Genomic DNA, 18356 nt, shown 5'->3' with positions numbered 1-18356 from the left:
GCCGACACTCTCACGGTCACTCTTACTGGCATCCAACCATGCCCACTCGGACGGCCGCTCATTACCCATGGGTTACCCCGGTGGTACAGGAACAACTCTGTCACGTCCACCCCTGGCCAGAACCCTCGCCAGGCACTCCACGACCTCCGGCTGGTAGTCCCGCCCGGTGCCCAGCCGCAAGTGTTCCAGGGCGGCCAGTGAGCCGCCCGGGTGACGGCTCCCGCCGGGGGCGCCGGTGAGGTCCTCGTACGCGTTCACCGCGCGCACGATCCGCGCTGCGATGGGCTGCTCCCGGTACGGGTCGGCCTGCCTCTCCACCACCACGGCGACCTCGGCGGGCACCCCGGTCTGGCGGGCCACCTCCCCGCCCAGCTCGGCGATGCGGCGGGCCTCGGCGGCGGGCAGCTCGGCGGTGGCCCCGGCGGGGACCGGGTCGACGAGGGAGAGCTGCCCGATGTCGTGCATGAGCGCGGCGTACTCCAGCACCGTGAGCTCCCGCTCCGACAGGCCCAGCTCCCGGCCGACGGCGCAGCTCAGGGCGGCGACGCGGCGGGAGTGGCCGGGCCGGGTGTAGCCGGCGATCTCGGTGGCGCGGGCCAGGGAGGTGATGGTCTGGCGGTAGGTGGTGCGGATCGCGGCGATCCGGTGGAAGGACAGCTGGGTGAGCAGCAGGGGCACGCTGAAGACGGGGATGGCCCACAGGCCCGCGACGGCCACGCCGAGCGCCATGACGACGCCGGTGGCGCAGATCGCCGCGCCGATGCCCAGCTGGGCCCTCAGCTCGTCGCGCAGCAGGGGGCCGTACGGCCAGCCGGTCCGGGCACCGGCGAGCGCCGCTGCGAGCACGGCGTCGCACAGGGCGGTGAGGCCGAGGAGGCAGAGCAGGAAGAGGACGAGGTACGGGCCGTGGCCGCCCCACTCGCCCAGTCGGCCCGAGTTGTAGAGCGGCTGGAAACAGACGGCCGCGAAGGCGACGGTGAGGACCCGCCGGGAGAGGTGGTCGAGGGCGGGGCCGCGGCCGCGGGCGACGTGCGGGACGATCCCGGCCAGAGCGGCCGCCACGACCACGGCGACGATCTGGAGCACGCCGTGGTGGGTGGGCCGGCCGGCGTTCTGGCCGAGCAGGGCGTACGCGAGGGCCCCGGCGGAGGCGAGCGGCGCGGGCAGGCGGCCCGCTCCCTCGCCCTGCCCGGCGGCCCACTGGTCCCTCCGGGCGAGCTCTCCGACGGTGATGAGGACGCCGAAGGCGAGGGCTGTGCCCGGCTCGTGGAGCCCGTTCCACAGGGTGTGCCCGAGCGCGACGGCGGTGAGCACCGCGGCGGCCCCCCGCACGGCCCACACGGCTCCCACCCTCACTGCGCCCCCTCGGCCCGGACACCGTCCGGACGCGCCCCCTGGTCGCCGTGGGTGGCAGCGCCACCTCCGTGCAGGGAAGCCCGCACCGCGGCTCCGGCCCGGCCCGCGGCCGGGCCCGCCGGGGCAGTGCCCCGGGCCTGCGGTCCACCGGTCCCGCTGGACGGTGGAGCGGCTCCCTGCGCCGGGAGGGCGGTCAGGGCCCCCGGCACGGGGGCCGCGCCACCGGGGTCCTGGTTCGCCCCTGCGGCGGCGGCAACGGCGGGGATCACCTGGAGGTCCTCGTCGGAGGTGACCACCGGGTGCCAGCCGTGGCGATCGATGGCTTCGGCGAGGGCGTGGACCATCGCCGCGTCGAACTGGGCCCCCGCGCACCGCTCCAGCTCTGCGAGGGCGGTCGCCACCGGCCGGGCCCGGCTGTAGGAGCGGGTGGAGGTCATCGCGTCGAAGGCGTCGGCCACCGCCACCACCCGGGCCAGGACCGGGATCTGCTCGCCGGTCAGCCCGTACGGGTAGCCGGAGCCGTCGACCCGTTCGTGGTGGTGCAGGATCGCCGCCCTGGCCTCGCCGAGGAAGCCGATGCCGCGCACCATCTCGTGTCCGTACTCGGGATGCAGTTCGATGATCCGACGCTCCTCCGGGGTGAGCGGCCCGTCCTTGCGCAGCAGCCTGGTGGGGACGCCGAGTTTGCCGACGTCGTGCAGGATCCCGGCGATGCGGACGACTTCGAGGCGGTCCTCGGCCATGCCCAGCTCGCGGGCGATCATCGCCGAGGCCTGGCCGACCCGCTCGCTGTGGCCGCGGGTGTAGCGGTCCTTGATGTCGACGGCCTGGACGAGGGCGCGGATGGTGGCCCGGTGGGCGGCGCGCTCGCGGTGGTACTGGGCGAAGACCCAGCAGGAGATGTACATCGGCAGCAGCACGAGCAGCGCGGCCGGAAGCCCGTAGGGGCTGCGCCACATGACGGCCATCATCAGTCCGGCGAGTCCGTGGACGCAGTGCGGGGCGAGGGACCGGGTGAGCAGTCCGCGCCAGGCCGTGGCGGCCCGCCGGCCTTCCGCGGCGGCCAGGATGGCCCCGTCGAGGGCGGTGAGCACCAGGCAGAAGACGGCGGCCGCGACCGCCGCGGGGAGCAGCACGTACGGGAAGTCGGCCACCCAGGCGGGCGGGCCGGAGCCCGCGGCCACCGGGTCCGTCCGCGTCGGCCCGCCCAGGGCGGCGGGGCCGCGCAGCAGCCCGTACGCCTGCCCGGCGGTCCAGGCGGCCATCGAGTGCTGCGCCCCGTGCCACACGCGCCGCACCCAGGCGGGCCGCTGGACCACGGTGCCCGCGAGCCCGCCGGGCAGTGCCACGAGTGCGGCGGCGGCGGGCGGGAGCAGGAAGACGGCGGCCAGCAGCACCGGGAAGAAGGCGCCGATGCCTTCGGGGACGCGGCTGCCGAGCCGGGGGCAGAGCTTGACGAGTTCGCAGCCGAGGTAGAGCACGCCGAGCGTGGCAACGGCCGGCCAGGGCGTAGCGGCGGTGCCGTTGCCGGGCGCGAACGCGGGGACGATGCACGCGACGGCCCCGAGGACGGCGCACAGGATGTAAACGCGCGCCGTCGGCGGAAGTACCCGCATGGCGCTCTCCTCCCCCTGTGCCGCGCAAGCCTGGTATCAAATCAAACCAGTACCGATGGGGGAGAATAAGTGGGGCCCCGCGCGAAGTGGGCCACATTTTCGGATTGCGCCGAGCGGGCGCCCCCGGATTAACACCTTCGGGTGAACGAAGTGCCCTTCCGGGAGCCGGTGTTCAAACGTCGGGCCGTCCGGTCAGCCCGTGACCGGATTCTCTGCCGTGACGTCGTGTTCGGGCACTGCCTGCCCCGATCTGATCAGCTCGATCCGGCCCATGACCTTGGACCGCAGGTCGGTCGGCACGTCGTCCGACCCGCAGCAGCGCTTGACCAGCTTCTTCACGGCCTGCTCCAGGCCGTACTTCTCCAGACAGGGATTGCACTCGCCGAAGTGTGTCTCGAACTTCGTGCAGTCACTGTCGGGCATCTCGTGGTCGAGGAACTCATAAAGGTGGTCAAGCACCTCAGAGCAGTCCGTCTCGTGCGGCTCTCCGCAACTCATGAGCCCGAGCCTTTCCGGTCGTTCGACTCTCCCGCGCCGGCGGGTACCAGCCCGCGCTCACGGGCATAGTCCTCCAGCATTCCGCGGAGTTGACGGCGGCCACGGTGCAGTCGCGACATGACCGTACCGATGGGTGTACCCATGATGTCGGCGATCTCCTTGTACGCAAAGCCCTCTACGTCGGCAAGATAGACCGCGATGCGGAACTCCTCCGGAATGGCCTGGAGCGCTTCCTTCACATCCGAATCGGGCAGGTGGTCGAGTGCCTGCGATTCGGCGGACCGCAGGCCGGTCGACATGTGCGACTCGGCGCGCGCCAGCTGCCAGTCCTCGATCTCCTCCGCGGCGCTGCGCTGGGGCTCGCGCTGCTTCTTGCGGTAGGAGTTGATGAACGTGTTGGTCAGAATGCGGTACAGCCACGCCTTCAGGTTGGTGCCCTCGCGGAACTGGTGGAAGGACGCGTATGCCTTCGCGTACGTCTCCTGGACCAGGTCCTCGGCGTCGGCCGGATTGCGCGTCATGCGCAGCGCGGCCGAGTACATCTGGTCGAGGTAGCCGAGGGCGTCCCGTTCGAAGCGCGCGTTGCGCTCCAGGGTCGTCTCCTCCGCGTGGCCTTCGTCGGTCCCAGCGACAGGACCCACCTCCTCCGACAGCGTGGCGGCTCCGAAAGCGGATCCGCTCGAATCGGAGAATAGTCGACCTTCCCGGCCCTCCGCCGCCCGAAGCTCACTGCGCTTGGGCCCCGGCAGAACCGTCCAGTCCAGGTCAACGGCATGCGTCCGGCTCTGGCTGATGACCTGGGTCATGCGCTCCCTCTCCTCCGACGATTTCCCGTACCTACCGACATCCGGCACAACAGAAGGGCGGGGCGGCGCATTCCCGGGTACGGGACGGGTTTTCGTCGGATCTCAGACGCGGAGCGTCCGGAGCCATTCCGCGACCGCCGCGGTGATCATCCCGATGGCCTCTTCCTGGGAGACATCGGCCTTCTTCGGTACGGCGAAGCCGTGGTCGGCGCCGGGGATCTCCACCAGCGCGTGCTCTCCCGCCGGGAATTCCTCCGGCCGCCCGAAGGGGTCCCGGCCGCCCTGGACCACCAGGGTGGGCCGCCCGGCACCGAGCAGCTCCTCGGCGCGGGACTTCTCGGGCCGGCCCGGCGGGTGCAGCGGGAAGGCCAGCGCGAGCACCCCGGCCGCGCCCAGTTCGGCGGCGGTCCGGCAGGCCACCCGGGCCCCGGCGCTGCGGCCGCCCGCGACCACCGGCAGCCCCGGCCCCGCGAGGACGGGCCACAGCCCGCGCCAGCCCTCGTCGAGCACCTTGGGCGCGGCGGCGACCTTCTTGCCGGCGACCCGCCAGGGCTGCTCCACGAGGGCGACGGTGACGCCCAGGGCGGGCAGGGCTGCGGCCAGCGCCTGGAGGTCACGGGCCTCGATGCCGCCGCCCGCGCCGTGGCTCACGGCGAGTACGAGCTCGGGCTCCGGGGCGGTGTGCCAGGTGACGCGGGCCTCGCCCGCGGGGGTGTCCACGCTCTCGGTACGGGTGCTCATGGCTCCCATCCTGCCCGCACGCCGGCCCGGGTCAGAAGAGCGTGCCCTCCTCCGGCGCGGCCAGTTCCGCCAGCAGCTCAGGCCCGTTGTTGCGCACGTTGCTCGCGGCGGTGGAGACCGGATAGGCCCTCATCAGCCCGCCCGGCGGGGGCGCGAGGAGCTCCTGCAGCGAGCCCTCGGTGTCGGTGTTCGCCGGGTCCAGCCAGGCGTCCCAGCGGTCCGGGGTGAGCATGAGCGGCATCCGCGGGTGGATCTCGGAGAGCGAGCGCGGCCCTTCGGCGGGCGCCACGCCCAGCGGCGTGGTCTCGGCCTCGGTGGTGATCACCGAGCAGGTCGCCCACCAGGCGAGGGGGTGCTGGTCGGGCAGGGTCCGGTCGCGCCAGAACTCGTATATCCCGGCCATGGCGAAGACGGAGCCGTCGGCGGGGAGGACGAAGTAGGGCTGCTTGCGGGCCCGCTTCTTCTTCCCCTCGACCTCCAGCTGCCGCTCGTCGTGCGCGGTGACCCACTCGTAGTACCCGTCGGCGGGGACGATGCAGCGGCGCTGGGCGAAGGGGCGGCGGAAGGAGGGCTTCTCCGCGAGGGTCTCGGAGCGGGCGTTGATCATCCGGGCGGCGCCGTCGGGGTTCTGGGCCCAGGAGGGGACCAGGCCCCATTTCAGGACGCGCAGCTGGCGAACCGGACCGCGCCCGGGAGCGTCCTTCAAAGGACGGTCGAGGATGACGTGGACCTCTTTCGTCGGCGCCACGTTCCAGTCGGGGGCCAGGGTCTCCGCCGGCTCCCACCGCTCGATGCCGAACGCCTCCACCAGTTCCTCGGGCGCACGCCCGGCTGCATACCTTCCGCACATGGCTGCCACACTGCCATGTCTCTCGAACAAGACCACGAGGAGTCCGCCACTTCATGGACAGCAGCACGATGGCCGGCCTGTGGGACCGGCTCACGGGTATACAGACGGCGCCCGAGCAGTGGCTGGTCATCGCGACCGGCGTGGTCGCACTGGCCGCCGTGGGCTACGGCCCGGTGTGGCGGGTGCTGCGCAACGCCGTGACCATCGCCCACGAGGGCGGCCACGGGCTGCTGGCCAAGCTGACCGGGCGCCGCCTCGACGGGATACGCCTGCACTCGGACACCAGCGGGGTCACCCTCAGCTACGGCAAGCCGACCGGCGTCGGCATGGTCCTGACCGCCGCGGCCGGGTACACGGCGCCTTCGCTGCTCGGGCTCGGCGGGGCGCTGCTGCTGTCCGCGCACCGGATCACGCTGCTGCTGTGGGTGGCGACCGCCCTGCTGGCGGTGATGCTGGTGAAGATCCGCAACGCCTACGGGGTGCTGACGGTGGTGCTGACGGGCGCCACGTTCGTGCTGGTGTCCTGGCTGGCCCCGGCCGAGGTGCAGGCGGTCTTCGCGTACGGGGTGGTGTGGTTCCTGCTGCTGGGCGGGGTCCGGCCGGTGTTCGAGCTGGGGGCCAAGCGCCGGCATGGTGGCGCGCCCGATTCGGACGCGGACCAGCTGGGGCGGCTGACGCATCTGCACCCGGTGGTGTGGCTGCTCTTCTTCCACGTCGTCGCGCTGTGTTCGCTCACCGGTGGCGGGCGCTGGCTTCTCGACCTCTGAGACGGTCCGGCCATGGTGCCGTGATCAAGATCCGGGGGCCCGCGGAGCCACTAAAGTGGGGGCCATGACCGAGACCCCCGCGCTTCCCGCCCTCTGGCCCGCTCCGCTCGCGGAAGGGGCCGTCCACGCCACCGTCACGGTGCCGGGGTCCAAATCGGTCACCAACCGTGCCCTGGTCCTGGCAGCGCTGGCCGCCGAGCCGGGCTGGGTGCGCCGCCCGCTGCGCTCGCGCGACTCCCAGCTGATGTCGGACGCGTTGCGCGCCATGGGCGTGGGCATCGAGGAGACGGTGTCCTCCAGCTCCGCGGGCAACGGTGACAGCGGCGAGGCCTGGCGGATCATCCCGGCGGCCCTGCACGGCCCGACGACCGTGGACGTCGGCAACGCGGGCACGGTCATGCGCTTCCTGCCGCCCGTGGCGACCCTCGCCGACGGGGACATCCGCTTCGACGGCGACCCGCGCTCCTACGAGCGTCCGCTCGGCCAGGTCATCACCGCCCTGCGCACGCTCGGCGCCCGCATCGACGACGACGGCCGGGGCGCGCTGCCCATGACCGTCCAGGGCGGCGGGGCCCTGGAGGGCGGCACGGTCGAGATCGACGCCTCCAACTCTTCGCAGTTCGTCTCGGCGCTGCTGCTCTCCGCCCCGCGCTTCAACCAGGGCGTCGAGGTCCGGCACGTGGGCGGCAACCTGCCGTCGATGCCGCACATCCGCATGACGGTGGAGATGCTGCGCGCGGCGGGCGCCCAGGTCGACACCCCCGAGGCCGGTGGCGAGAAGGACGTGTGGCGGGTCGCCCCCGGCGCGCTGCTGGGCCGCGACATGGTCGTCGAGCCGGACCTTTCCAACGCCCAGCCGTTCATGGCCGCGGCCCTGATCACCGGCGGCACGGTCACCATCCCGGACTGGCCGCGCCGCACCACGCAGCCCGGCGACGAGCTGCGCCGCATCTTCACGGAGATGGGCGGCTCCTGCGAGCTGACCGAGGAGGGCCTGGTCTTCACCGGCAGCGGCAAGATCCACGGCATCGACGTGGACCTGAGCGAGGTCGGCGAACTCACCCCGGGCATCGCGGCGGTCGCCGCGCTGGCCGACTCGGAGTCGGTGCTGCGCGGGGTCGCGCACCTGCGCCTGCACGAGACGGACCGGCTGGCCGCGCTGACCAAGGAGATCAACGCGCTCGGCGGCGACGTCACCGAGACCGAGGACGGTCTGCACATCCGCCCGCGCAAGCTGCGCGGCGGCGTCTTCCACACGTACGACGACCACCGGATGGCCACCGCCGGCGCGGTGATCGGTCTGGCCGTGGAGGGCGTGCAGATCGAGAACGTGGCGACGACCGCGAAGACCCTGCCGGACTTCCCGAAGATGTGGGCCGACATGCTCGGTCAAGCTCCGCGAGGCACGACGGGAGCGGGAGCGTAGGGCCCCGTCATGCGCAGGTACGGCAAGCACACCGACGAGGACGACATCCGCCAGCGCCCGAACCCCAAGGGCAACCGGGCCAGGACGAACATCCGGCCCAAGCACGAGGACGCCTCCGAGGGCTTCGTCCTCACCGTGGACCGCGGCCGGCTGACCTGCCTGGTCGAGGACCGCACGGTCACCGCCATGAAGGCCCGTGAGCTGGGCCGCAAGGCGGCGGTGGTGGGCGACCGGGTGTCACTCGTCGGTGATCTGTCCGGCAAGAAGGACACCCTCGCGCGGATCGTGCGGATCCAGGAGCGCAAGTCCGTCCTGCGGCGCACCGCCGACGACGACGACCCGTACGAGCGGGTGGTCGTCGCCAACGCGGACCAGCTGGCCATCGTCACGGCCCTGGCCGATCCGGAGCCGCGGCCCCGGATGATCGACCGCTGCCTGGTCGCGGCGTACGACGCCGGGCTGGAGCCGCTGCTGGTGCTCACCAAGTCCGATCTGACCTCCGCGGACAAGATCCTGGAGATCTACTCGACGCTCGGTCTGAACTACGTCGTCACCAACCGCGAGGAGCTCGCGACGGGCGACGCCGCCGAGCGGGTCCGCGAGCGGCTGACCGGCCGGATCACCGCTTTCGTCGGGCACTCGGGCGTCGGCAAGACCACCCTGGTCAACTCGCTGGTCGCCGAGGGCCGCCAGCGCGCCACCGGGCACGTCAACGCGGTGACCGGCCGCGGCCGGCACACCACCACCTCCGCGCTCGCGCTCCCCCTGCCCTCGGGCGACGGCTGGGTCATCGACACCCCCGGCGTGCGTTCCTTCGGCCTGCACCACGTGGACCCGTCCCGGGTGATCCTGGCCTTCCCGGACCTGGTTGCGGGTACCGAGGAGTGCCCGCGCGCGTGCAGCCACGACGAGCAGGACTGCGCGCTCGACAAGTGGGTGGAGGACGGCCACGCGGATCCGGCGCGGCTGTATTCGCTGCGGCGGCTGCTGGAGACGCGGGAGCGCCGCGAGGGCGACTGATCCTCCGGGGCGGCGGGGCGGCGGGGTTTGCCGTGTTTCTCGAACCACGTGTCGGGATAAATGCATAATCGCACCAAGTGACAGGTCGTCACGTGACGCGGGGAGGCATTCGCCATGGCGTGGCTGCTGGTCGTGGTCGCCGGACTACTGGAGACCGGTTTCGCGGTCTGCCTCAAGCTGTCCCACGGGTTCACCCGGCTGTGGCCCACGATCGCCTTCGCCTGTTTCGCGCTCGGCAGCTTCGGCCTGCTGACCCTCGCACTGAAGAAGCTGGACGTGGGCCCGGCGTACGCGGTGTGGACGGGGATCGGCGCGGCCGGCACCGCCATCTACGGCATGGTCTTCCTCGGCGACCTGGTCTCCACCCTCAAGCTGGTCTCGATCACCCTGGTCATCCTCGGGGTCATCGGGCTGCAGCTCTCCGGCTCCGCGCACTGAGCAGGGCGAGCAGTTCGGCCGCCCCCGGCTCCTCCCCCGGGGCCACCACGTAGGAGAGGGCGAGGCGCACGGCGAGCTCGCACCGCCGTACGTCCTCCGCGGGCATGAGCGCCGCCGCGGCCCGGTCGCGCACCGCCCGGGTCAGCTCACCGGGCCCGGGCGCACGGCCCGGCGCGGGCAGGTCCGGGTCCCAGAACCCGGTCAGCAGGGCCCGTACGAGGGGATACGCACGGGCCGCCCGTAAGGTCCACTCCGCGACGGCGGCGAGCCGCTCGCCCGTCCTCCCCGGGGCGGCGAGGGCCCGGTCCACCCCGTCGAGGTACCGGTCGGCCTCCAGCCGGACCAGGGCCCTGCCCAGGCCCCCCTTGCCGCCGAACTCGTTGTAGAGGCTCTGCCGGGACACTCCGGCCGCGGCGGCGACGTCGACCATCTTGACTGCCGGCCACGGGCGCGCGGCGAGGGCCGCTCCCGCCGCCTCCAACAGGGACTCCCGGGCCGCCGGCATCGTCGCCTCCCCCGTTTGGCTCCACAGCCAGAGTTGACGGGCCGACAGATCCTGTCAAGGGCGCCCGCCGGCCGCACTGTGGACCTCGTTCGCCGTGCCGCGGCGGTCTCGATACTGTTCGGGCATGCCCGAGTATGACGATGACCTGCGCCTTGCCCTTGAGCTCGCCGACGCGGCGGACGCCACCACGATGGAGCGGTTCCGCGCCCTCGACCTGGCGGTCGAGACGAAGCCGGACATGACTCCGGTGAGCGAGGCGGACAAGGCCGCCGAGGAGGTCGTCCGGGCCGGCATCGAGGCCGCACGGCCCGCCGACGCGATCCTGGGCGAGGAGTACGGCCTCAAGGGCAGCGGCCCGCGCCGCTGGGTCGTGGACCCGATCGACGGTACGAAGAACTACGTGCGCGGGGTACCCGTCTGGGCGACCCTGATCTCCCTGATGGAGGAGGGCGCCGACGGAGTGTTCCGCCCGGTCGTCGGCGTGGTGTCCGCACCGGCGCTGGGGCGCCGCTGGTGGGCCTCGAAGGGCGGCGGCGCCTTCGCGGGCGGCGCGCTCGGGGAGACCACCCGGATCGGCGTGTCCAAGGTGGCGGGGCTGGGCGACGCCTCGTTCGCGTACTCCTCGCTGAGCGGCTGGGAGGAGCAGGGGCGGCTTCCCGGCTTCCTGGACCTGACCCGGGCCTGCTGGCGTACGCGCGCCTACGGCGACTTCTGGCCGTACATGATGGTCGCGGAGGGTTCGCTCGACCTGTGCGCCGAGCCGGAGCTGAACCTGTGGGACATGGCCGCCCTCGCGGTGGTGGTCGAGGAGGCCGGCGGCCGCTTCACCGGCCTGGACGGCGTGGACGGGGTGCACGGCGGGAACGCCGCGGCATCGAACGGGCTTCTCCACGAGGAGATGCTGGACCTGCTGCGCCCGCGCGCCTGAGCGTGCCCCCTTGATGACCCTGCGTTGTCGTGGGAATGTGAGAATCCTCCGCTTGTGCGCTTGTGAACCCTTTCTCTAGGGTTCCGGCGCACCCACCCAGGCGGAGGGACTCACCAGGAGGTGGCTCTCTTCATGCTCGTCCGTGACGCCATGAGCACCGTGATCCTCACCCTCGGACCCGCCCACACCCTCCGTCAGGCGGCCTGCCTGATGTCCGGCCGACGCATCGGCGCGGCCGTAGTCCTCGACCCCGACCACAGCGGAATCGGCATCCTCACCGAGCGCGACATCCTCAACTCGATCGGCGCGGGCCACGACCCCGACCGGGAGACCGTGAGCGCGCACACCACCAACAACGTGGTGTTCTGCACCCCCGACGCCACCTTGCAGGAAGCCGCCGAGGCGATGGCCCACGGCGGCTTCCGGCATCTGATCGTGTTGGAACACGGCGGCCCGGTGGGCATCGTGTCCGTCCGCGACGTCATCAGGTGCTGGACGCCGGCGCGGCGTACGGTTCCCGCCTGACACGACGGCGCAGGGCCGGGACCCCAGGAGGGTTCCGGCCCTGCGTCTCACCACGGCAAGCGGTCCGGTCGGCCGCGGAGGGCCTGGACCGCGACTCCGACCCGCTCGCCGAGGCGGCGTATTTCGTACTCGATCCTACAATGGACTTTATCCAAGTCAAGGAAGAGTCCAAGATCGCAACACTTCAGGAGTTACACCGGGTCACCTCACTGTTAGGCTGACGTCCATGAGTGACCTGCTGGAACGACTCCGCGGACGCGGCTGGCGCATGACGGCGCAGCGGCGTGTCGTGGCCGAGGTGCTCGACGGTGACCACGTGCACCTGACGGCGGACGAAGTACACGCGCGCGCCGTGGCCAAACTGCCCGAGATCTCCCGGGCCACCGTCTACAACACGCTGGGCGAGCTGGTCACCCTCGGCGAGGTCCTGGAAGTCGCCACGGACCGCCGCGCCAAGCGGTACGACCCGAACGCCCACCGGCCGCACCAGCACCTGGTCTGCGCCCAGTGCGGAGCGATCCGCGACGTCCACCCGGCGGGCAACCCGCTGGCCGACCTGCCCGACGCCGAGCGCTTCGGCTTCGTCGTGTCGACGGTCGAGGTGACGTACCGCGGGATCTGCCCGAACTGCGCGGGCGCCTGAAACACGGAGAAAGGCCCGGACCCCGTGGGGGTCCGGGCCCTTTCCCTTCTCCGCTTGGCATACGGAAACGACTCAGGGCCCGGATCCATTGGATCCGGGCCCTGAGTCTTCAGTAGCGGGGACAGGATTTGAACCTGCGACCTCTGGGTTATGAGCCCAGCGAGCTACCGAGCTGCTCCACCCCGCGTCGGTGAACCCAACGTTACGTGAGAGCCCCGGGCAGATGCAAATCGGTTAACCGGCCAGTCCGCGGTGGAGCAGGGCGGTCAGCGTCTCCACAACCTCGCCGTCGTCGAGCCCCGCCCCGCCGGTCATCGCGGCGTACGCCGGCATCGAGACCATCACCCCCATCGCCGCGGCGACCACCTCGGGCTCTCCGGGCAGGTCACGGCCCTGTTCGCGCATGTAGGCGAGGTGGTCGCGCAGCGGACCGGTGTCCACGAGGAGCTGCCCCCAGACCTGCCCCGATCCGGGCGGCTCGGTCATCGACTTCTGGAAGAGGGCCGCCACGACCGGCAGACGGTCCCGGAAGACGCCCCACATGGCCGCTGCATGCACCCGCAACTGCCCCCGGTCGGCCAGGTCGTGCTCGCGCGGGTGACCCCCGGCGCCGAGCGCCGCATCCACCTGGGCCCCCATGTCCGCGAAGAGGGCGCTCAGCAGCTCGTCCTTGCCGGCGAAGTGCTCGTAGAACGATCCGGTGGAGCGGCCGGCCGCCTTGGTGATGTCGGTGATCTTCGTCTGCGCGTAGCCGCGCTCCAGGAAGAGCACCCGCGCGGCCTCCTTGAGTGCCGCCTCCGTCCCGGCAGCCCGCTCCTTGCGCACTCCCACCGCGATCCCCGGCCCCGCAGGGGGCAAATCCGGCCCTGCCGGGGGAAGCCCGGCGGCGCCGGGGGCGAATCCAGCCTCGCCGGCGTTTGAGGCGCGGGGGTCCGGGGGCAGCGCCCCCGGCAGCCGCGCCGCGCCCTCGCCCGTCCGGCCCCGCCAAGGGGACTGCACCAGCCGCGCCGGCGACTGAGGCACGGGGTGCGGGGCCAGAGGCCGGCAGGCGCGCCGCACGCGCCCGCCCCGGCCGAGCCCCCCGCAGGGGATCAGGCCGAGAGTTCCTCCGCCAGCGCTTCCCGGAGTCGCGCCGCCCGTTCCGAGACCTCCGCCGGGCCCAGCTCCATCGCCCGGACGCACCACTTCTGGCCCTCCGCGAGGTCCCCGTGCCGGGCCGCCAGCAGGCCCAGCCGCAGCGCGGCCCGGCCGTGGCCCGCCACCGCCGCCCGGGTCCACCACAGTGCTGCCTCCGGCTCGCTCCCCTCGCGGGCCAGCAGCAGCCCGAGGTTGAACGCCCCGTTGCGGGAGCCGGCTTCGGCCGCCTCCCGGTACCACCGCGCGGCCACGTCCACGTCACCGCGGGCGGAGGCCAGCATGCCGACCCGCACCTGTGCCCGGCGGTGCCCCAGTTCGGCGGCCCGCTCGTACCACTCCTCGCTCTCGGTCCGGGCGGCCCCGCCCACCGGCTCGCCGAGCGCCACCGGCTCCGGCGGTGGGGCCAGCGACTCCAGCAGCGCGGCCAGCCGGAAGGCCGCCTCCGCGCTGCCGCCGCCCGCCGCGCACCGCAGGTGCCGTTCCGCGGCCCGCTCCTCGCCGTCCCGCACCAGCGCGATCCCGACCTGGAGAGCCGCGTCCGTGTGGCCGGCCGACGCGGCCCGCTCGTACCACTTCAGGGCGGAGCGGTCCTCGTCGCGGCTGGCGAAGAGGATCCCGAGGTTGAAGGCGGCGTCCACGCTGCCGGCCTCCGCCGCCTTCGAGAACCACGGCTCGGCGCCCGCCGCGTCCCCGGCCTGGAGCAGCATGATCGCCAGCGCGTTGGCCGCCTCCCGGTGCCCGGCGTAGGCCGCACGGCGGTACCACTGCTCGGCCTGCGCGGTCCGGTCCTGTGCCACGCACAGCAAAGCAAGGTTGTACGCCCCGTTTTGATCGCCCGCGTCCATCGCGGTCCGGTACCAGCGTTCCGCGGTCTCGGTCTCGCCGCGGGCGGCGTGCAGCGCGCCCAGGGCGTTGGCGGCGTTCCCGTCGCCGTCCTGCGCGGCGCGGTGCCACCACGCGGCCGCGCTGTCCTCGTCGCCGGCGTCGCGCAGCAGGAAGCCGAGCGCGCACGCGGCCCGTGCCTCGCCCTGCTTGGCGGAGGTCAGGTACCAGCGTCCGGCCTCCTTGAGCTCCCCGCGGGCCTCAAGCAGCGCGCCCAGGTGCAGCGCGGCACGCCGGTGTCCGCGCGCGGCGGCCTGCCGGTACCACTGCTCGGCCTCGGCCGGGTCGCCCTTGCGCAGGTGCCGCGCCAGCCGGTACGCGGCCTCGCGGTGGCCCTGTTCGGCGGCGGCGCGGAACCACCGCTCGACTCCCTTGTCCCCGCGGTGCTCCAGCAGGTCGGCCAGTCCGTACGCGCCCAGCGCATGGCCGGATTCCGCCGCCTGCCGCATCCAGTACTCGGCGGCGGGCTCGTCGCCGCGCTCGCGGAAGTGGCGGCCCAGGGCGTGCGCGGCGGGCGCGGATCCGGCCACGGCCGCGACCCGCCACCAGCCGGCGGCCTCGTCCGGGTAGCCCCGCTGGTGCAGCAGTACGCCGAGGTTGTTCGCGGCGGCCCGGTCCCCCTCGCCGGTGGCGCCGCGCAGGTAGGGCTCGGCCCCGTCCAGGTCGCCGCGGCGCAGCAGCAGAGCCCCGAGCACGCTCATGGCGCCCGGGTCCCCCTTGTCGGCGGCGACCCGGTGCCGGGCTTCCAGCTCCGCGTCGCTCGCGGCGTCGACCTCCCCGAACACGTCCTCCGTGTTGTGCTTGTCCAAGACATCCGCATCGGTCTGCGCGGTCCGCGCGTCGGCGGCCCGAGCCGCCCCCTTGGCCCCCGTGGCCGGTTCGGCTTCCGCCCTCGCAATCCGCCCTGTCTCCAGCAGAGTTGGCCTGTCCCCCATAAATCCCATCGTCGCATCACCTGCTACCCGCGTACACCTGGTATGTCGCAGCCAGTGAGGTCACTACAGCGTTTTGTCGACATGCCCACAGACCGCTAAGTCAAACACGGTCCTGCCCCAACTCACCCGCCCCAGCTACCGCGTGTCCATCCCCGTACATATCCGGGGCATATCCCGGACATGACGAAGGCCCGGATCCATCGGATCCGGGCCTTCGTCTTCAGTAGCGGGGACAGGATTTGAACCTGCGACCTCTGGGTTATGAGCCCAGCGAGCTACCGAGCTGCTCCACCCCGCGTCGGTGACACCACAGTATCACGACGCGGGACGAAGCCGTTACTCCTTGATCACGGACCCTCCGCTCACTGACCGGCCGGCTTGGGCGCCGCCGCCTTCGCTTCGGCGTCGATCGCCTTCTTCAGCGCCGCCTTGATCTCGTCCTGCGCCTTGCCGAAGGCCGCCCAGTCGCCGGCCTGCCTGGCCTTCTCGGCGTCTTCGATCGCCTTCTGCGCTTCGGCGAGCGCGGCCTTGACCGTCGGGTCCTGACCGACCTGCGGCGGCGTGACGTTGCCCTCGCCCGGAGGCTGCGCCGGCGGGACGGACGTGGTCGGGGCCTCCGCTCCGAACACCACGTTCAGCGCCTTCTCGAGCGTGTCCTCGAAGGCCGTCTGGTTGCCGTAGGTCACCAGCACCTTGCGCAGCAGCGGGTACTTCAGACCGGAGCTTCTGACGTACACCGGCTCGACGTAGAGCATCCCGCCGTCGAGCGGCACCGCGAGCAGGTTCCCGTACTCGATCTCCGAGTCACCACCGCGCAGCAGGCGGATCGTCTCGGCGATCTTCGGATCGGACTGGAACTTGCTCTGCACCTGTTCGGGGCCCTCCGGCGGCTTGCTCGTGGGCGTCTTCAGGATTCTGATCTTGCCGTAGTCCGGGGTGCCCGGATCGGCGTTGACCGACATGAAGGCGCTGAGGTTGCCCCGCCCGTTCGGCGTGAACGTCGTCGTGAGGGAGAAGACCTGGTCCTTCTCCTTCTGGCCCGGCGTCTTCATCGACAGGTAGTACGGCGGAACCGCCGTACCGGCCTTGGTCGTCGGGTCGTCCGGGACGGCCCACGCCTCACTGCCGCTGAGGAAGGTCTGCGGGTCGGTGACGTGGTAGCGGGTCAGCAGCTCGCGCTGGACCTTGAAGAGGTCCTGCGGGTAGCGCAGGTGGTCCAGGAGCGGCTTGGAGATCTCGCTCTTGGACTTCACCGTGCCGGGGAACGCCTTCATCCAGGTCTTCAGGACCGGGTCCTCGGTGTCCCACTGGTACAGGGTGACCGTGCCGTCGTACGCGTCGACGGTGGCCTTCACCGAGTTGCGGATGTAGTTGACCTGGTTCTCCTGGGCGACCACCGCGCGCTGGCTGTTGGTCAGCGAGTCCGTGGTGCTCTGGCCCAGCGTGGTGCGCGAGGCGTACGGGTAGCCGTTGGTGGTCGTGTACGCGTCGACGATCCAGACGACCCTCTTGCCGATGACGGCCGGGTACGGCGCGCCGTCGATGGTCAGCCACGGGGCGACGGTCTCGACGCGGTCCTTCGGCGTGCGGTTGTACAGGATCCGCGAACCCTTGCCGATGGCCCCCGAGTAGAGGATCTGCGGCTCGCTGAAGGTGAGCGCGTACGCCGCCCGGTTGACCGGGTTGTCGAGGTTGACGCCCGAGTCGCCCTCGTAGCTCGTCTCCCTCTCGCCCTGGTTGTCCGAGGTGTAGTCGAGCTCCTTCTGCGGACCGCCGACGATCGAGTACTGCTTCGTCTGCTCGCCGTAGTAGATGCGCTGCTCGAAGTCCGTGCCGAAGATCCCCTTGGAGGGGAGGTCGGACTGGGTGAAGTCCGGGGCGCCCTGGTCACCGACGGTGGTGCCCTTGGCCGCGACCACGCCGTAGCCGTGCGTGTACTTGAAGTGGTCGTTGATCCAGTTGTTCTTCGGGATGCCGCCGATGTTCAGCTCGCGCAGCCCGATGACCGTGTCCTGCCCGCTGTACCGGTCCACGGCGAGCGTGGACGGGAAGGCGTAGTAGTTCTTGACCTGCTGGCCTACCTGGAAGGCCGGCGAGACGATGTTCGGGTCGAGGAGCCGGATGCTGGCGGTCGTGTCGGCCTGCTGGCGCAGGACGTTCTTGTCCGTCTTCGGGTTCGGGGCACCCGGGTATTCCGTGACCTCGGAGCCGGCGACCCCGTAGGCGTCGCGCGTGGCATCGATGTTCTTCTTGACGTACGGGGATTCCTTGGCCTGCTCGTTCGGCTGGACCTGGAACTTCTGCACGATCGCCGGGTAGAGCCCGCCGATCAGGATCGCCGAGAGCACCATCAGGCCGAAGCCGATCACCGGCAGCTGCCAGGTGCGGCGCCACAGCGTCGCGAAGAACAGCAGGGCGCAGATCGCGGCGATGGCGACGAGGATCGTCTTCGCGGGCAGGTAGGCGTTCGCGTCGACGTACCGCAGACCCGTCCAGTTGTCGGCGGCCTTGAAGTCACTGGACTTCACGGCCAGCCCGTACCGGTCGAGCCAGTACGCGACGGCCTTGAGGGTGACGAAGAGGCCGAGCAGCACCGACAGGTGCCCGGTCGCCGCGGCGGTGGCCCGGGCGCCCGGGCTGGTCACGCGCAGTCCGCCGTACAGGTAGTGCACGACGGCCGCGGCGATCACCGACAGCACGACCGCGGCGAAGCCGAAGCCGAGCAGGAAGCGGTACCAGGGCAGGTCGAAGGTGTAGAAGGACACGTCCATGTGGAACTGGGGGTCCTTCGTGCCGAAGGGCACCCCGTTCACGTACATGAGCCAGGTCTTCCACTGGCCTGCCGCGGAGGCGCCCGCGATCAGGCCGACGAGCACGGCGATGCCCAGGAGCAGCCACTTCTTGTACGGGGCGATGCTCATCCGGTAGCGGTCGAGGCTCTGCTGCTCCATCGACATCGCGCTGAGCGGCGGCCGCAGCCGGTGCGCCAGCCAGATGTTGAAGCCCACGGCCCCCGCCATCAGCAGGCCGAAGACGGCGAAGAGGCCGATCTTGGTCCACAGGGTGGTGGTGAAGACCGTCGAGTACTTCACGGAGCGGAACCACAACCAGTCCGTCCAGAAGCCCGCGAACATGATGAAGAGCATGGCCAGGACGGCCAGGACGCCCAGGGTCATCAGGAGAGTCCGGGCCCGCCGGGAGGGGCGGCCGACTCTCATCCGTGGCCCGGAAGGGCCTCCGCCGCGGTCCGGCATCTGGAAAGCCAAGGTCCACACCTCGAAAG

The 18356-nt window shown here is 71.8% G+C and carries 17 protein-coding genes and 2 tRNA genes; 7 read left to right on the top strand and 12 right to left on the bottom strand.

Annotated elements, in window-relative coordinates; genetic code table 11:
• Positions 1-72 precede the first annotated feature (72 nt).
• From ACIQ5Y_RS23365 to ACIQ5Y_RS23340, 6 genes are all read right to left on the bottom strand, one after another.
• On the bottom strand, positions 73-1356 hold the full coding sequence (locus tag ACIQ5Y_RS23365; RefSeq protein ID WP_403883591.1) for an HD-GYP domain-containing protein: 1284 nt from the start codon (positions 1354-1356) through the stop codon (positions 73-75).
• Entirely contained in the window at positions 1353-2972 is a 1620-nt protein-coding gene (locus ACIQ5Y_RS23360; protein ID WP_403883588.1) for an HD-GYP domain-containing protein, read from the bottom strand. Before ACIQ5Y_RS23360 ends, ACIQ5Y_RS23365 begins: the two co-directional genes overlap by 4 nt.
• Before the next feature lie 192 nt (positions 2973-3164).
• A complete protein-coding gene (gene rsrA / locus ACIQ5Y_RS23355) occupies positions 3165-3470 on the bottom strand; it encodes a mycothiol system anti-sigma-R factor (RefSeq protein WP_376659124.1) in 306 nt (101 codons plus the stop codon).
• Positions 3467-4111 carry a sigma-70 family RNA polymerase sigma factor gene (locus ACIQ5Y_RS23350; RefSeq protein ID WP_030385954.1) on the bottom strand — a complete coding sequence of 215 codons (645 nt, stop codon included), beginning with the start codon at positions 4109-4111 and terminating at the stop codon, positions 3467-3469. The genes rsrA and ACIQ5Y_RS23350 overlap by 4 nt, the downstream gene beginning before the upstream one ends.
• A gap of 267 nt (positions 4112-4378) precedes the next feature.
• Positions 4379-5017 (bottom strand): alpha/beta family hydrolase, encoded by a 639-nt coding sequence (locus ACIQ5Y_RS23345; protein WP_403883584.1) that lies wholly within the window; start codon positions 5015-5017, stop codon positions 4379-4381.
• A gap of 31 nt (positions 5018-5048) precedes the next feature.
• The gene (locus ACIQ5Y_RS23340; protein WP_403883581.1) at positions 5049-5867 is read right to left on the bottom strand and encodes an SOS response-associated peptidase; all 819 of its coding nucleotides are present in this window, start codon (positions 5865-5867) and stop codon (positions 5049-5051) included.
• A gap of 53 nt (positions 5868-5920) precedes the next feature.
• Here ACIQ5Y_RS23340 and ACIQ5Y_RS23335 point away from each other — a divergent pair, with 53 nt between their 5' ends.
• The 4 genes from ACIQ5Y_RS23335 (at position 5921) to ACIQ5Y_RS23320 (ending at position 9518) form a co-directional block, all read left to right on the top strand.
• On the top strand, positions 5921-6634 hold the full coding sequence (locus ACIQ5Y_RS23335) for a M50 family metallopeptidase (RefSeq protein WP_403883578.1): 714 nt from the start codon (positions 5921-5923) through the stop codon (positions 6632-6634).
• A 64-nt stretch (positions 6635-6698) separates the two neighbouring features.
• Positions 6699-8060, top strand: coding sequence for a 3-phosphoshikimate 1-carboxyvinyltransferase (gene aroA / locus ACIQ5Y_RS23330; protein WP_403883576.1), 1362 nt, complete (start codon positions 6699-6701; stop codon positions 8058-8060).
• A 9-nt stretch (positions 8061-8069) separates the two neighbouring features.
• On the top strand, positions 8070-9080 hold the full coding sequence (rsgA, locus tag ACIQ5Y_RS23325) for a ribosome small subunit-dependent GTPase A (protein ID WP_403883573.1): 1011 nt from the start codon (positions 8070-8072) through the stop codon (positions 9078-9080).
• A 114-nt stretch (positions 9081-9194) separates the two neighbouring features.
• Entirely contained in the window at positions 9195-9518 is a 324-nt protein-coding gene (locus tag ACIQ5Y_RS23320) for a multidrug efflux SMR transporter (protein WP_366678933.1), read from the top strand.
• Here ACIQ5Y_RS23320 and ACIQ5Y_RS23315 read toward each other — a convergent pair.
• A complete protein-coding gene (locus tag ACIQ5Y_RS23315) occupies positions 9484-10023 on the bottom strand; it encodes a TetR/AcrR family transcriptional regulator (protein WP_403883570.1) in 540 nt (179 codons plus the stop codon). The genes ACIQ5Y_RS23320 and ACIQ5Y_RS23315 overlap by 35 nt on opposite strands.
• 124 nt (positions 10024-10147) lie before the next feature.
• Between ACIQ5Y_RS23315 and hisN the strand changes: the two genes are divergently transcribed.
• From hisN to ACIQ5Y_RS23300, 3 genes are all read left to right on the top strand, one after another.
• Entirely contained in the window at positions 10148-10951 is an 804-nt protein-coding gene (gene hisN, locus ACIQ5Y_RS23310) for a histidinol-phosphatase (RefSeq protein WP_403883567.1), read from the top strand.
• Positions 10952-11083: 132 nt separating this feature from the next.
• Entirely contained in the window at positions 11084-11476 is a 393-nt protein-coding gene (locus ACIQ5Y_RS23305) for a cyclic nucleotide-binding/CBS domain-containing protein (RefSeq protein ID WP_403883564.1), read from the top strand.
• Between the two features lie 226 nt (positions 11477-11702).
• Positions 11703-12119 carry a Fur family transcriptional regulator gene (locus ACIQ5Y_RS23300; RefSeq protein ID WP_403883561.1) on the top strand — a complete coding sequence of 139 codons (417 nt, stop codon included), beginning with the start codon at positions 11703-11705 and terminating at the stop codon, positions 12117-12119.
• Positions 12120-12232: 113 nt separating this feature from the next.
• Here the strand turns inward: ACIQ5Y_RS23300 and ACIQ5Y_RS23295 are convergent.
• The 5 genes from ACIQ5Y_RS23295 to ACIQ5Y_RS23275 all read right to left on the bottom strand — a co-directional run bounded on the left by ACIQ5Y_RS23295 (position 12233) and on the right by ACIQ5Y_RS23275 (position 18327).
• Positions 12233-12306 (bottom strand) — tRNA-Met (locus tag ACIQ5Y_RS23295).
• A 47-nt stretch (positions 12307-12353) separates the two neighbouring features.
• A complete protein-coding gene (locus ACIQ5Y_RS23290) occupies positions 12354-12950 on the bottom strand; it encodes a TetR/AcrR family transcriptional regulator (RefSeq protein WP_403883558.1) in 597 nt (198 codons plus the stop codon).
• A 260-nt stretch (positions 12951-13210) separates the two neighbouring features.
• On the bottom strand, positions 13211-15082 hold the full coding sequence (locus ACIQ5Y_RS23285) for a tetratricopeptide repeat protein (protein ID WP_403883555.1): 1872 nt from the start codon (positions 15080-15082) through the stop codon (positions 13211-13213).
• Positions 15083-15297: 215 nt separating this feature from the next.
• Positions 15298-15371: transfer RNA gene (locus ACIQ5Y_RS23280), tRNA-Met, on the bottom strand.
• A 64-nt stretch (positions 15372-15435) separates the two neighbouring features.
• Complete coding sequence (locus ACIQ5Y_RS23275; RefSeq protein ID WP_403883783.1) at positions 15436-18327, bottom strand: UPF0182 family protein; 2892 nt, start codon at positions 18325-18327, stop codon at positions 15436-15438.
• Between the last annotated feature and the right edge of the window lie 29 nt (positions 18328-18356).

The sequence above is a fragment of the Streptomyces sp. NPDC096339 genome (assembly GCF_044762985.1).
Taxonomy (GTDB): domain Bacteria; phylum Actinomycetota; class Actinomycetes; order Streptomycetales; family Streptomycetaceae; genus Streptomyces.
The sequence above is the reverse complement of the archived record's forward strand: the minus strand, read 5'-3'. Positions and strand labels throughout refer to the sequence as shown.